11 protein-coding genes are annotated in these 13,606 nt (G+C 62.2%); 10 read left to right on the plus strand and 1 reads right to left on the minus strand.

All coding sequences use genetic code 11. The annotated features are described in order from the left end of the window. The first annotated feature begins 18 nt into the window (after positions 1 to 18). The 4 genes from B9A23_RS00660 to B9A23_RS00675 all read left to right on the plus strand — a co-directional run bounded on the left by B9A23_RS00660 (position 19) and on the right by B9A23_RS00675 (position 5,112). On the plus strand, positions 19 to 1,632 hold the full coding sequence (locus tag B9A23_RS00660) for an acyl-CoA synthetase (protein ID WP_084276767.1): 1,614 nt from the start codon (positions 19 to 21) through the stop codon (positions 1,630 to 1,632). Continuing rightward, positions 1,629 to 3,236, plus strand: a complete 1,608-nt coding sequence (locus tag B9A23_RS00665) for a flavin-containing monooxygenase (protein WP_084276768.1) — start codon at positions 1,629 to 1,631, stop codon at positions 3,234 to 3,236. Before B9A23_RS00660 ends, B9A23_RS00665 begins: the two co-directional genes overlap by 4 nt. 17 nt (positions 3,237 to 3,253) lie before the next feature. Next, positions 3,254 to 4,213 (plus strand): alpha/beta fold hydrolase, encoded by a 960-nt coding sequence (locus B9A23_RS00670; protein WP_254894906.1) that lies wholly within the window; start codon positions 3,254 to 3,256, stop codon positions 4,211 to 4,213. A 113-nt stretch (positions 4,214 to 4,326) separates the two neighbouring features. Beyond that, positions 4,327 to 5,112: an NUDIX hydrolase gene (locus B9A23_RS00675; RefSeq protein WP_084276770.1), complete on the plus strand. Its 786-nt coding sequence runs from the start codon at positions 4,327 to 4,329 to the stop codon at positions 5,110 to 5,112. 50 nt (positions 5,113 to 5,162) lie between these two features. Here the strand turns inward: B9A23_RS00675 and B9A23_RS00680 are convergent, their stop codons facing one another. Continuing rightward, on the minus strand, positions 5,163 to 5,615 hold the full coding sequence (locus tag B9A23_RS00680; RefSeq protein ID WP_084276771.1) for a MarR family winged helix-turn-helix transcriptional regulator: 453 nt from the start codon (positions 5,613 to 5,615) through the stop codon (positions 5,163 to 5,165). A 74-nt stretch (positions 5,616 to 5,689) separates the two neighbouring features. On the opposite strand from B9A23_RS00680, the gene B9A23_RS00685 reads away from it, so the two are divergent. From B9A23_RS00685 to B9A23_RS00710, 6 genes are all read left to right on the plus strand, one after another. After that, a complete protein-coding gene (locus B9A23_RS00685) occupies positions 5,690 to 6,571 on the plus strand; it encodes an alpha/beta fold hydrolase (RefSeq protein ID WP_084276772.1) in 882 nt (293 codons plus the stop codon). Next, on the plus strand, positions 6,568 to 6,981 hold the full coding sequence (locus B9A23_RS00690) for a hotdog fold thioesterase (RefSeq protein WP_084276773.1): 414 nt from the start codon (positions 6,568 to 6,570) through the stop codon (positions 6,979 to 6,981). The genes B9A23_RS00685 and B9A23_RS00690 overlap by 4 nt, the downstream gene beginning before the upstream one ends. Continuing rightward, positions 6,971 to 8,422 (plus strand): efflux transporter outer membrane subunit, encoded by a 1,452-nt coding sequence (locus B9A23_RS00695; RefSeq protein WP_084276774.1) that lies wholly within the window; start codon positions 6,971 to 6,973, stop codon positions 8,420 to 8,422. The genes B9A23_RS00690 and B9A23_RS00695 overlap by 11 nt, the downstream gene beginning before the upstream one ends. Then, entirely contained in the window at positions 8,419 to 9,564 is a 1,146-nt protein-coding gene (locus B9A23_RS00700; RefSeq protein ID WP_084276775.1) for an EmrA/EmrK family multidrug efflux transporter periplasmic adaptor subunit, read from the plus strand. The genes B9A23_RS00695 and B9A23_RS00700 overlap by 4 nt, the downstream gene beginning before the upstream one ends. Before the next feature lie 6 nt (positions 9,565 to 9,570). Further along, on the plus strand, positions 9,571 to 11,100 hold the full coding sequence (locus B9A23_RS00705; RefSeq protein WP_084276776.1) for a DHA2 family efflux MFS transporter permease subunit: 1,530 nt from the start codon (positions 9,571 to 9,573) through the stop codon (positions 11,098 to 11,100). A gap of 445 nt (positions 11,101 to 11,545) precedes the next feature. Continuing rightward, positions 11,546 to 13,555, plus strand: coding sequence for a ParB/RepB/Spo0J family partition protein (locus tag B9A23_RS00710; RefSeq protein WP_084276777.1), 2,010 nt, complete (start codon positions 11,546 to 11,548; stop codon positions 13,553 to 13,555). Positions 13,556 to 13,606: the final 51 nt, after the last annotated feature.

The raw sequence follows: 13,606 nt of genomic DNA on the forward strand, positions 1-13,606 counted from the left end.
GGGTCGGGAGAGAAGAAGATGACCGATTGGAATTTCGGCGACATACTGGATGCGATCGAAGCGGCGCTTCCTCGCGATGCCCCGGCGCTGATCCACGGAGATCGGCGGATCAACTGGCCTGAAATGGCCGCGCGGTCCAACAATCTTGCCCGCGCGCTGCGTGCCAGGGGGCTTGAACCCGGGGCCAAGATTGCCTTCTACATGCGCAACCGGCCGGAATACGGCGAATCGATGGCCGCCTGTTTCAAGGCCCGGCTGACCCACGTCAATATCAACTACCGCTACAAACCGGACGAGGTGCTTTACATCTTCGATGATTCCGATGCCGAGGCGATTGTCTACAGCAGCGAATTCCGCGATTGCATTGTCGAATTGAAGGACCGGCTGGGGAAGGCCCGGATCTTTGTCGAAATCGGCGATCCGGCGGCGATCGCGCCGTTTGCCGAACCCTACGAGGCGTTGGCGGCGCAAGGCGACGGTTCGCCGCTGGGCATAGCCCGTTCGCCCGACGACATGCTGTTCATCTACACAGGTGGGACCACCGGCATGCCCAAGGGGGTGATGTGGCGCCACGATGACCTGCGGCGGGCGCAGCTCGATTCCGCCGGCCTGCTTGGTCCAGCGCCACACGACATGAACGAAACCGTCGCGATGATCCGTACTGACGGACCTGGCCGGGTGTTCCTCCCCGCTTGTCCGATGATGCATGGAACAGGTCTCCTCTCTGCCCTTGGCACGCTGATGGGGGGAGGCTGCATCGTAACGCTTGAGAACCCGTCGTTCGACGCCGACGAGTTATGGCGGGCTGTCGAGAAGCACCGGGTGCAGTCGGTCGCAATCGTCGGCGATGCTTTCGCCAAACCGCTGCTTGCTTCGCTCGACAACGCGCCGGGGCGTTACGACACCTCGAGCCTTATTTCGATCCTCTCGTCAGGGGTCATGTGGAGCCGCGAGGTCAAGGACGGGCTGATCCGGCACATTCCGCAGGTCGCGTTGATGGACGCCTTCGGCGCATCAGAGGGGCTTGGCTATGGCCTGTCGGTCACCACTGCACAAGGGTCCGTCCAGACCGCCAAGTTCGTGATCGGCGAGCATTGCGACGTGTTCGACGAAAGCGATGCAAAGGTGGAAGCCGGCAGCGGGATCCCTGGCTTCATTGCCCGCAAGGGTGCCATTCCAATGGGCTATTACAAGGATCCGGAAAAGTCTGCGAAAACGTTCCGGACGATCGGCGGCGTGCGCTACTCGATCCCCGGCGACTGGTGCCGGGTGGAGGCTGACGGCAGTCTGATACTGCTGGGCCGGGGCAGCGTCTGCATCAACACCGCCGGGGAAAAGGTCTATCCCGAAGAAGTCGAGGAAGTGCTCAAGACCCACCCATCCGTGGCTGATGCTCTCGTGGTTGGCGTGCCTGACGAGAAATGGGGCCAGGCCGTGACCGCAGTGGTCTGCATGGAGGATGGCGCCACGTTCGACCTGGAAGCACTCAAGGCCCATGTCCGCCGGCAGCTGGCCGGGTACAAGACCCCTAAGACAGTCTATCAAGCTGGTATCGCTCTGCGCGCGTCGAACGGCAAGGCTGACTACGCCGCAGTGAGAGACTTCGCGATAAGCCAGGGCGCAGCGGTGTGAGCGGCGGGTCAGTCGGTGACTGTGAGGCTCTGATCGTCGGTGCCGGCTTCAGCGGGGTCTATCTGCTTCACCGCCTGCGCGAGGCCGGCTTCGACGCCAGGTTGATCGACGCGGCCGAAGAGCCGGGTGGCATCTGGTACTGGAATTGCTACCCCGGCGCGCGCGTCGATTCGCAGGTTCCGCTGTACGAACTTTCGCTGCCCGAACTTTGGCGCGACTGGACATGGAGCGAACGCTATCCCGGATGGCGCGAGCTGCGCGGCTATTTCCGCCATGTCTGTGACCGGTTTGGGCTTTGGCCCCACATGACCATGGGGACCCGCATGGCGGGCGCCGAGTGGGATGAAGGACAGCGCAAGTGGCGGGTCACGACCGGAAGCGGCGAAACGATCACTGCGCGCTTTCTGCTGCCCTGTCTCGGGTTTGCCGCAAAGGCCTATGTGCCCGAAATCGCCGGACTGGAGACCTTTGCGGGCGAATGGCACCACACGGCCCACTGGCCGCAGCAAGGGCTGTCCATGGCCGGACGTAAGGTGGCAATCGTCGGCACCGGAGCCAGCGGTGTCCAGGTGGCGCAGGAAGCCGCAGCAGAAGCGGCTCAGGTCACCTTGCTACAGCGTACGCCGATTCTCGCGCTGCCGATGCGGCAGGAATCGTTGACTGTTGAACAGCAGGAGCGGGAGAAAGCAGATTACCCGGCGATCTTTGCCGCCCGTCTCCAGACTGGCGGTGGCTTCGATACAGGCAGAATCGACGCTTCGGCGCTCGAAGTCGACGAGGAAGAACGGCACCGTCTGTTCGAGCAGCAGTGGCAGGCCGGAGGTCTGCGTTTCTGGTACGCCAATTTCGCCGATCTGCTGACCGACGAGCGTGCCAACCGTCACGCCTACGATTTTTGGCGCGACAAGACCAGGGCGCGGATCGCCAATCCAGCCTTGCACGAGATACTGGCGCCGAGTGAGCCGCCGCACCCCTTTGGAACCAAGCGCCCTTCGCTCGAGCGGAACTATTACGAGATCTTTGGCCAGGACAATGTCACGCTGGTCGATCTCGCGCAGGCGCCGATTCAGCGGATCGTGCCCCAGGGGATCGAAACCGCCGATAGGTTGATCGAATGCGACCTGATCGTGTTCGCCACCGGCTTCGACGCCGGACGCGGCGGGCTGACGCAAATCGAGATCAGGGGGCGGGACGGTCGCAGCCTGACCACTGCCTGGCATGACGAGGTGACCGCCTATCTCGGCTATGCCGTACATGGATTTCCCAACATGGCCTATCTTTACGGACCGCTCAGTCCTTCGGGCTTTTCCAACGGCCCGACCGCGGCAGAAATCCAGGGCGATTGGGTCCGCGACCTTCTGGTGAAGCTGCGCGAAGACAACTTCACGCGTTTCGAGGCGGACATAGCCGCGGAGCGCGAATGGACCGAGAGCGTTGCAGCGATCGGGGCCATGACGCTCTTTCCCCGGGCAAAGTCCTGGTACATGGGCGACAACATTCCGGGCAAGCCGCGCCAGTTGCTCAATTATCCCAGTGTCGTTGGCTTCGCCATGATCTGCGATGAAGTGGCGGCGGACGGATACCGCGGCATCACGCTAGCATGAACGAGGAACCAAGACCGATGAACTTGGCCACATCCGACATTGCGCCGGAATGGGCGCCCGACCCGTCGGTCCTGCCAGCCTGGTTTATCGACGCCATGGCTGTTCCGCGCGAGGAAGGTTTCATAACCGTCGATGGCGTGCGTATGCACTACTTCCGATGGGGCAATCCGGCCGCGCCGCCGGTGCTGATGACTCATGGCTTCCTTTCGCACGCCCGCTGCTTCGCCTTTGTCGCCCCGTTTTTCGCCCACGATTACCACGTGGTCGCCTATGACCTCTCGGGCATGGGCGACAGTGACGTGCGCCCCGACTGCGACATGGCGGCGCGCGGACGCGAGATGGTCGGGTTTGCAGAAGCGTTGGGCCTTCTCGGCCATGCCCGCAAACCCATCGTGGTGACCCACAGTTTCGGCTCGGCAGTGGCGCTGGAGGCTCTCGAACTCGCCCCGGCCACTTTTGGCGGGGCGGTGATCTGCGACATGATGGTTCTGCGCCCGTCGGAACTGGAAAAGTACAGAAGCGATGGCCGTACCAGCCCTGGCTCCGGCGATCCCAACCGGCCTCATCGCCGCTATCCCGATTACCTGAACGCCCGCGCGCGGTATGTGCTGTCCCCGCCTCAGCCGGTGGCGGAACCGTTTCTGATGGATTACATGGCCTATCATGCGCTGCGCCGCGAAGGGACCAACTGGACCTGGAAGTTCTCACCGGCAGTGTTCAAGCGCGACAATTCACAACGCTTGTGGCTTGAGATTGGCCCTCGCCTGGTCGCTGCACCCGGTCGGAAGGCGATTATCCATGGCGAAAAGAGCCAGCTATTTACGCGGGATTCATGCCAGTACGTGCGTGAACTGGGCGGGGTGGACATCCCCATCATCGCGGTTCCCGAAGCCCGACATCATTTGATGCTCGATCAGCCCTTGGCCTTCACCGCTGCCTTGCGTGCGGTAATCGAAGGGTGGTCCAAAAGTGACTGATCGAAGCTACGGCGATGGCAAGAATACCTTCGAGAAGGATGGGCCGGTCCGGGATCAACTGAATTGCGATCGCGACCAAGAGTGTTGATGAAGCTAGAGCCAGGGAGACAGACATGACCGACGCACCTCAGATCCCCGACCCGAAACCCGCAGCGACGGTGCTTCTGGTCCGCGATAAGCCCGAATTCCAGGTGCTGATGGTCAAGCGCCACCACCAGATAGATTTTGCGTCGGGCGCCCTGGTTTTCCCCGGGGGAAAGACGCATGGCGGCGACACCGACGAGCGCTGGGCCGAGCATGCAATTGGATGGGATGAACTGGATCTGGTGCAGCGAACCTTGCGGATCGGAGCGATCCGCGAGGCGTTCGAGGAAACCGGAATTCTGCTGGCACAGACCGCCCAAGGCACGCCTTTTGAGGACCCGTGTGACGCATCGGTCCGAAGCGCGGTCGATGCTGGTCATGTCGCTTTCATCGATGTCGTTCGCGAGTTGGGTGTCCACCTCAGGCTGGACGAACTGGCTATCTTCGCCCGGTGGATTACCCCGACCATGATGCCCAAGCGGTTTGACACCTGGTTCTACGCGATGAGCGCTCCCGCGGGACAAGTGGCGGCGTGTGATGGGCGCGAGACTGTCGATGCGGAATGGATCTCGCCGTCAGAGGCGATCCGATTGGCAGCGGTGGGCGAGAGGACCATCATTTTTCCAACCTTGATGAACCTGAAGCTGCTCGCCGAGGCAGAAAGCGCGCAGGATTGCCTTTCGCGTGCGCGGAAACGCAGGCTGGTCACGGTGCTACCCGAGGTCTCGATCGAGAATGGCGAGCGTGTCCTGGTGATACCGCCCGACGCAGGCTATGGTCCCGTTTCGCAGCCGCTGAGGACGCTCGGTGCCTGACTCAGAGTAGACCTGCGGTGTTGACCTTCGCGTTCCGTCGAGGCCCGGTTTCAATCTTCTAGGTTCGAAGACATGATCGCGAGCATGTCCTTGACTGTGTCCGCCTGTTCTTCGGAAATCCCGGTCAGGACCCGTTCGTAGATCCTGTCGGCTGCCGTGCGCAGCGAAGGAAGAATTTCGATCGCCTTGGGAAGCAGGTGAAGCGCCCAGATTCTTCGGTTGCCTTCGGCGGAGCGCCGCTCGACGAAGGCGGCTTTTTCCAGCTGGTCGATCACGTGCCCGACACTGGCTCGTTCCATTTCGAGGTGCTTGGCCAGTTCGGTCTGGGTGAGGCCGGGGGTCCGGTAAATATATCCAAGCGCGCGCCACTGGGTGCGGGACAGGCCGAATTTGACTGTACTTGCGTCGAAGAGCTTGCGCAGCTTGCGCGGCACCTCCTCGAGCAAGAAAACGAGCTCGTCTGCCTCGGTGAGATAACCCTTGCCTGGCGCTGAATTTCCCATGGAAACGACAGCTAACGCATCTGGCAATGCATGAAAAGTCTTTACTGTAAAAAATATTACAGTAAGAGATAATCATGGTTGCTGATCTGACACTTTTTGGCCACTGTGGGCACAGAATCGCAGCCAGCGCCGAAGGTCCTGACGGGGGAATGCCGGTCTTGCTGGCGCACGGTGGTGGCCAGACGCGATGGTCATGGAAGAGTATTGCGAATCTCCTGGCGGAACACGGGTTTCGGGTGATTGCCCTCGACCTGCGCGGCCATGGCGATAGTGCATGGGCCACAGACGGGGCATATGCGATGGCCGACTTTGCTGGCGATTTGGCTGCCATTGCCAGCGCAATGGATCGCAAGCCTGCACTGGTTGGTGCTTCGCTGGGCGGCCTTGCGGGGATCTTGGCCGAAGGCGAACACGGCCCGAACCTATTTGCATCGCTAACTTTGGTCGATGTTACCCCGCAATTGGATGCTGGCGGTGTCGCGCGCGTGATAGGCTTTATGGCAGCCCATGCTGGCGAGGGGTTCGCCTCACCTGACGAAGCGGCGCGCGTGATTTCCGAATATATTCCCAATCGTCCAAGCCGCCGTGCTTCACCCGGCCTGGCGCGTTACCTGCGGCAAAAGGCGGATGGTCGCTATTACTGGCACTGGGACCCTGCGTTTGTGACTGGAGTCATGCGCCAGGACGAAGATCAAAGCGAGGATCGTGGCTATGGCAAGGTAGAACTCAGCGAAGCTGCGCGAAGGCTGACCCTTCCTGTTCATCTTGTCCGCGGTGGATCAAGCGATCTCGTCTCGCCGGAGGCCGTGGCCCATTTCCGCGAACTGGTTCCCCATGCAGAATACAGCAATATTGCAGATGCAACGCATATGGTCGTTGGCGATCAAAACGACCTCTTTGGCGAAACAGTCGTGGATTTCCTGATCCGCACCCATGCTCGAAAGGGGGGAGAATGACCGACAAGCCATCGTTTCCACAACTGGAGGCCTTGCGTGAATTGCTGCTCGTCGCCCCGTTCCATCGCTGGCTCGGGCTGGATATTGTCGCAGTGACCGCTGACGAGTTGATCCTCGAGATGCCGTGGCGGGATGAAATCGTCTCCAACCCGATGATCGGATCGGCGCACGGCGGTATCCTCTCCGCCCTGATCGATCTTACCGGACTCTATGCGATCAATGCACTGGGCGGCTCGGCACGCGCCACCGCCGACATGCGCGTCGATTTTCACCGCCCGGCGACCGCGGGTCCGCTCCGTGCGATCGGCAGAGTGGTCAAGCTCGGCAAGCAGTTAAGCGTCGCCGAGACCCGGATCGAGGACCCGGATGGGCGGTTGCTCGCCAGCGGCAGGGGGGCCTATGTCGCCTAACCGCCGACTGCTGCTGGCGGCCTCGGCGATCCTGGCGCTCGCTGCCTGCGTTCCGGTGCCAAAAACCGGCATAAGGCCGGTGATGCAGACCGCCGATAGCATCGGATCGGCGCAGACCCTTGCCGCGCGGGGTGACAGTGTCTGGCCGCCAGATCAGTGGTGGCGGCTTGCCGGCGATCCGCAACTTACGGCGCTGATCGAGGAAGGGCTGGCGAACTCCCCGCAGGTCGCCGTGGCCATGGCCCGGATCAGACGCGCCGAGGCCGAAGCACAGCGTGTCGGCGCGGGCCAGCTGCCCGCCATCGGTGTGGACGGCGAGGCCGGTGTCCGGCGGCAGAGCGGTAACACGGGTATTCCCGCCGAGTTCCTCCCCGATGGCTGGAAGGATTACGGTCAAGTCTCGCTGACTTTCGGCTTCGATCCCGATTTGTGGGGGCGCAATCGCGCCGCCCATGCCGCTGCAACTTCAGAAGCACGCGCGGCCGTGGTCGACGCGGCCCAGGCACGGCTTGTCCTTTCGGTTGCGATCACCGCCGCCTATGCCGAGCTTGGGCGTTACTACAGCGAGCGAGATATGGACGAGGCGCTCCTGGCCAATCGCCGCGCCACCCGCGATCTAATTGGACAGCGCGAGGGCAACGGGCTCGACAACCGCGTCAGCCTGCGCCGGGCCGATGCCGAAGTCGCGCGCGCTGAAGGCAATCTGGCCGCGGCCGATGAGAGCATCCGGCTGCGGCGCAATCAGCTGGCCGCGCTTGTTGGCGCGGGACCGGATCGCGGCCTGGCGATCACGCGTCCACTACCGATTCCTTCGACTCCTGCGGGTCTTCCCAAAGGCGTAACCACCGAACTGCTTGGCAGGCGTCCGGACATTGTTGCAGCCCGCGAACGGGTCGAAGCGGCTTCGAGCCGGGTCAAGGTAGCGCGCGCCGGGTTCTTCCCGTCGATAAACCTGCGCGCATTGATTGGTCTGCAGGCGATCGGCCTTGGCAATCTGATCGATACGTCTTCACAATTCGGGTCCGTTGGACCGGCGATCAGCCTGCCGATCTTCCAGGGCGGTGCCTTGCAAGCGCAATATGGCAGCGCCCAGGCCGGATATGACGAGGCTGTCGCCGTCTATAACCAGACGGTGATCAGCGCCTACCAGCAAGTCGCTGATGCGGTCACCCAGCGCGACGCCGCCGACAAACGGCTTGCCGCAGCCCGCTCTGCGCTGTCAGCAAACGAAGATGCACAGGCGTTGTTGCGAACGCGCTACGAGGCGGGGCTGGCGAGCTATCTTGACGTGCTTAACAGCCAAGCCGGTTTGCATGAGCTGCAACTCGCGGTGGTAGACCTCGAAATATACGAGCGCGGAGCGACCCTGGCGTTGATCCGGGCGCTTGGCGGCGGCTTCGGAACAGAGGCCAAGACATCCAAGGAACCGGCAGGATCATGAACGAAGCTACGAGCGAAACCCCTCCCGTCGATCCTGCCCTGTCGGACGCGAGAAAGGCCGCACGCAAGCTGTGGCTACGGCGACTTGCCGTGGTGCTGGCACTGATCGCGCTGGGCTGGGGCATCTGGTATGTGCTGGTCGCACGCAACTATGTCAGCACCGACAACGCCTATGTGAATGCGCAAATGGCGCAGGTGACACCGCTGATTGCCGCTCCCGCAGTCGAGGTTCTGGTCAAGGAAACCCAGCTGGTCAAAGCTGGTGACGTGCTCGTCAGGCTCGACCAGGCTAACGCTCGAATTGTTCTGGCGCAGGCAGACGCGGATTTGGCGGCAGCTCGCCGCCGCTTTCGCCAGACTCTTGCCAACAACACAGCGCTGGCTGCGCAAGTCGATACATCGAGTGCGGGCCTGGTGCAGGCGTTAGCGCAATACCGAATGGCATTGGCCGAACATGAAAAGGCAAAGATCGATCTACGCCGCAGAGAAACCGTTGCAGCCAGCGGAGCCGTCTCGGGCGAGGAAGTGACCCAGGCTCGCAAGGCTTACGCAACCACGCTCGCCGCACTTGACGCCGCACGCGGCGTGATTGCGCAAGCCGGATCGTCGAGGCGTGCGACCCAAGGCCAGTTTGCCGCCAACGATGCGCTGGTGCGCGGCCTGAGCGAAGATACCGATCCTGCCGTCCTGGCCGCAATGGCCAAGCGCGATGCTGCGCAGCTCGATCTCGACCGGACCGAAATCCGTGCGCCAATCGACGGCGTAGTCAGTCGCTTGCAGGTCCAGGTCGGGCAGCGCCTCAACCCGGGCCAGACGATCATGACAATTGTCCCGCTGGCCAATGTCTATGTCGACGCCAATTTCAAGGAAGGGCAGTTACACCGGGTGCGCCTTGGCATGCCCGTGACGTTGACCGCTGCCATCTATGGATCGAGCGTGACCTACCACGGCAGGGTTGCCGGCTTTTCCGGTGGCACCGGCTCGTCGATGGCGGTGATCCCGGCGCAGAATGCGACCGGCAACTGGATTAAGGTGGTCCAGCGACTGCCCGTTAGGATCGAGCTGAGACCTGACGAGTTGAAGCAACATCCTCTGCGGGTCGGCTTGTCGATGGACGTCGAAATCGACGTGTCGGGAGACTGAGCGCAGATGAACGGTGCTGCACAGGCTTCGGCAGGTTTTCCGCCTTCGCTTCGGCTCATCGCCGGGCTGACGCTGGCCTTTGCGAACTTCATGGTGATCCTCGACCTGACGATTGCCAACGTGTCGATTCCGAGCATCGCGGGCGGGCTCGGCGTCACTTTGGAACAGGGCGCCTGGGTCATTACCTCTTACGCGGTTGCGGAAGCGATCTGCGTACCCTTGACCGGATGGATCGCGGGACGGTTCGGGTCGGTTCAAACCTTTCTGTTCAGCATGGCTGGGTTCGGATTGTTCTCGCTGCTCTGTGGGCTGTCGGTTTCAATCGAAATGCTGGTTATTTGCCGCATCGGTCAAGGCATCTTCGGTGCCTTTCTGATGCCGATGTCGCAAACCTTGTTGTTGCGGGTCTTTCCACCTGAACAGCAGAACATTGCGATGGGAATGTGGGCGATGACCCTGCTCCTGGGCCCTGCGCTTGGACCGATCATCGGAGGCTGGCTGACCGACAACTGGTCCTGGCACTGGATATTCCTCATCAACGTGCCCATCGCTGTCCTCGCGGCTTTCGCTGGCGCTGTTCTGCTTCGCCGGGTCGAAACCGACCGTCAGGTGCTTCCGATCGATATTATCGGGCTCGTCCTGCTGGTGGTCTGGGTCGGCTGTCTGCAGATAATTCTCGACATTGGCCGCAACCATGACTGGTTCAGCGATCCACTGATCGTCGCCCTGGCGATCACGTCGGCCATCGCGTTTTTCATCTTTGTCGTCTGGGAACTCACCGAGGATCATCCGGTGGTCGACCTGCGCGTCTTGCGACACCGAGGGCTGAGCATCAGCCTTGCTGTCCTCGCGATTGGCTTCGGAGCCTATTTTGCCGGCTTCGTGATCATCCCCCAATGGCAACAGGCCTGGCTTGGCTACACCGCAACACAGGCCGGCTTTGCGTCGTCATTCACAGCTATCGGCGGGCTATTGACCGCGCCGATTGTCGTAATGCTGATGGCGCGCTCCGATCCCCGCGCCCTGGTTTCCGCTGGAATCGTTTGGCTGGCTGTTATTGGGCTGACTCGGACGTTTTGGACAAGCGACAGCGGTTTCTGGACGCTGACCCTACCGCAATTTTTCCTGGGGCTGGGCATGACGTTCTTCATGCTGCCGATCATCAACCTGACGCTGAGTACCGTGAACGAAGATGAGGTAGCATCTGCTGCCGGTCTTCAAAGCTTCATGCGCACGATAGCAACGGCTTTTGCCACTTCGGTTTCATTGACTTACTGGGGTGACACCCAACGCGCTGCGCGCAGCGATATCGTCGCCGTTTTGGAACCAGGCGCGGCGGGCGGATCAATTTCCGGGCTGGGCTTCTCGCCCGACGCGGTGCTTCAAATGTTCAGCAATATGGTTGAGGCGGAGGCTACGACACTGTCTGTAATTCATATCTTCTGGACGACATCCGCGATCTTGCTCATCGCTGCGGCCCTGATCTGGCTGGCACCGCGTCCTAAGCGAAGCGGAAGCATGTCGATGGGGCATTGACCCGGTGAGGTATACCGCACGGACATCTTCTGCCCCGACACAACTTTGGCAAAGATGACCGCCGTAAGTCAATGTTTCTATCGAGGCACGGTTTTGGGCGGTACGCGCATGGGCAGTTCGTAGGCAGCAGCTTTTATGAACGGAAGCTTAGCGAGGCATCCGTCCGCATCCGCTTGGACATAAGCGACGGATATCTGACAAAAGGAACAGAACAACAAATTGAGAGCTTGTTTTTCTTGGTGAAACCTAAGTGGATCGAACCCGCGTTTCGGCGGCGTGCGGGGCGCATTGCTGCCAGTTGCCACTTTGTAGCGCGTCGAGAACCTGGACGCCTGGTGGGCTTGCGGACACATCATCGCAAATAAGAGGGGAGGGAGCTTTGACCTGATTGAGCCATTGGGCGTCGATGGTCGATGCGCCGGGCTCGCATTCAGGAGTATTTCCCATGATCAAGACGATCCCGCTGAACAAGCTCGTTCAGTCCCCCCGAAATGTCCGTCGCCATGCCGATCCCGCAGCCGACGCCGAGCTCAAGGCGAGCATCGCCGCGCGCGGCCTGTTGCAGAACCTCATCGTTAGCCCCGGCACCAAGGGCAAATTCGAGGTCGAGGCCGGCGAACGCCGCCGCAAGGCCATGCTGGCGCTGGCAGAGGACAAGGTACTGTCCAAAGACCACGAGGTGACTTGCCTGGTTCTCGAGGACACCGCCGAGGGTGCGATCGAGACAAGCCTTGCCGAGAACTTCCACCGCTTGGCGATGAATCCCGCCGACGAGGCCCAGGCCTTTGTTGCGCTGATCGATGGGGGGGCCTCGGTCGAGGATGTCGCCCGCCGCTTCGGTCTTACCGTCCGCTTCGTCGAGGGCCGTTTGCGCCTTGCCAGACTGGCACCGGTTGTCTTCGCGGCGCTGGCCTCGGGTGAGATCACGCTCGACATGGCCAAGGCCTATGGCGCAACCTCGGACCAGGAGATCCAGGCGCGGGTCTTCGAGCAGATTTCTTCGGCCTACTATGCTCCCAATCCCGACTCGATCCGCCGCATGGTTCTCACGGGCACCGTGCGAGGCATTGACCCGCGCGCACGGCTCGTCGGGCGCGATGCCTATCTCGCTGCTGGCGGCCGGATCGAGCGCGAACTTTTCGATGACGAGGACAGTGAAGCCTGGGCCGATGTCGCGCTTCTCGAAGAGCTCGCTGCCGCGAAGATGGCAGAACAGGCAGAGGCGCTCGCTGCCGAGCAGGGGCTTGCCTGGGTCAAGCCGACCCTCGATCCCTACGCAAGCCACGACCTCGTCGAAGGCCTGGTTCGGCTCCCTGCCGAGCCCGCCCCGCTCACCGAAGCGGAACTCGCCCGGCTCGACGAGCTCGACACCTCTTACGACGAGCACGCAGCGGTTCTGGAGGACGAGAACAGCGCCGAGGAAGCGATCGCTGCAGCCGAAGCCGCGATCGCAGCGATCGAACGCGAATGCCAGGACATTCGCGCCCGCCCGCCAGTAATCTTACCCCAACTCAAGGCTGAGGCGGGGATGATCCTGGTGCTCTCGCGCGACGGCACTCCGGTTCTCCAGCCGGTGTTCTATGGCGAACGCCAGGTCGATCCGGCAGGTGATGACGATGGGATCGAGGTGGTCACCGACGAAGGCAGTGAAAGCCCGCGCCGCTCGGCATTGTCGAAGCGCCTCGTGGACGAGCTCGCGATGCAGCGCCGCGACGTTCTCGCGCTCCATGTTGCATCCGATCCGGCCCTCGCACTCGACCTGATGGTTTTCACGCTCGCCGACGCCGACACGCTCGACTACCGCGCGCGGGCCGCAACGACCTTGCGAGGCGGGGTGCCTTCCGGACCGATCACTGGGTTCGAGGCCAGGGACGCGGCGGCGAGTGCTTCGCTTGCCGAGTTCCGGTCGGGTCTCGACGAGCACTGGCGCGCTGGGGCCAGCGTTTCAGAGCGGTTCGAGCAGTTCCGTGCGCTTTCCGACGAAGCCCGTGCGGCCTGGCTCGGCCATGTCGTCGGGCGCTCGCTCGAAGCCAGTCTCAACATGGCAGGCGAACGCCGGATCGAGTTCCACGACCATCTCGGCAGTCAGATCGGGATTGATATGGCGGCGTGGTGGCGCCCGACCGCGGCGAACTACTTCGACCGCGTCTCGAAGGCGGTGATCCTTGACGCTCTGTCCGCCGTCGGCGGTCCGGGCCTCGCAAGCCGGTTCGCCTCGGTCAAGAAGGGTGACCTGGCTATGAGCGCCGAGCGCGTCTTTGCCGGGACCTACATCACCGAGGTCGAGGTGCGCGACCGCGCGCTGGCCTGGGTGCCGGAGGTCATGCGCTTTGCCGGTGCTGCGCCGGTCGAGGCCGAAAGGCTCGAGCCGCAGCTCACCGAGCCGACCGAGGACGCCGTGGCCGCCGGAGGCGCCAACGACGACGATCAGACCCCCCGCGAGCTGGCTGCCTGACCTCCTCCTGACAGGCAGACCACTCGTACACCAGAAGCGGTCCCTTGGCTT

This window comes from Novosphingobium sp. B1 (assembly GCF_900176395.1).
Classification (GTDB): domain Bacteria; phylum Pseudomonadota; class Alphaproteobacteria; order Sphingomonadales; family Sphingomonadaceae; genus Novosphingobium.

Coding starts and splice junctions, on each gene's coding strand:
- B9A23_RS00685 (WP_084276772.1), top strand. CDS start 5,690: ATGGTTGCTGATCTGACACTTTTTGGCCACTGTGGGCACAGAATCGCA.
- B9A23_RS00680 (WP_084276771.1), bottom strand. CDS start 5,615: ATGGGAAATTCAGCGCCAGGCAAGGGTTATCTCACCGAGGCAGACGAG.
- B9A23_RS00700 (WP_084276775.1), top strand. CDS start 8,419: ATGAACGAAGCTACGAGCGAAACCCCTCCCGTCGATCCTGCCCTGTCG.
- B9A23_RS00675 (WP_084276770.1), top strand. CDS start 4,327: ATGACCGACGCACCTCAGATCCCCGACCCGAAACCCGCAGCGACGGTG.
- B9A23_RS00670 (WP_254894906.1), top strand. CDS start 3,254: ATGAACTTGGCCACATCCGACATTGCGCCGGAATGGGCGCCCGACCCG.
- B9A23_RS00705 (WP_084276776.1), top strand. CDS start 9,571: ATGAACGGTGCTGCACAGGCTTCGGCAGGTTTTCCGCCTTCGCTTCGG.
- B9A23_RS00710 (WP_084276777.1), top strand. CDS start 11,546: ATGATCAAGACGATCCCGCTGAACAAGCTCGTTCAGTCCCCCCGAAAT.
- B9A23_RS00690 (WP_084276773.1), top strand. CDS start 6,568: ATGACCGACAAGCCATCGTTTCCACAACTGGAGGCCTTGCGTGAATTG.
- B9A23_RS00660 (WP_084276767.1), top strand. CDS start 19: ATGACCGATTGGAATTTCGGCGACATACTGGATGCGATCGAAGCGGCG.
- B9A23_RS00695 (WP_084276774.1), top strand. CDS start 6,971: ATGTCGCCTAACCGCCGACTGCTGCTGGCGGCCTCGGCGATCCTGGCG.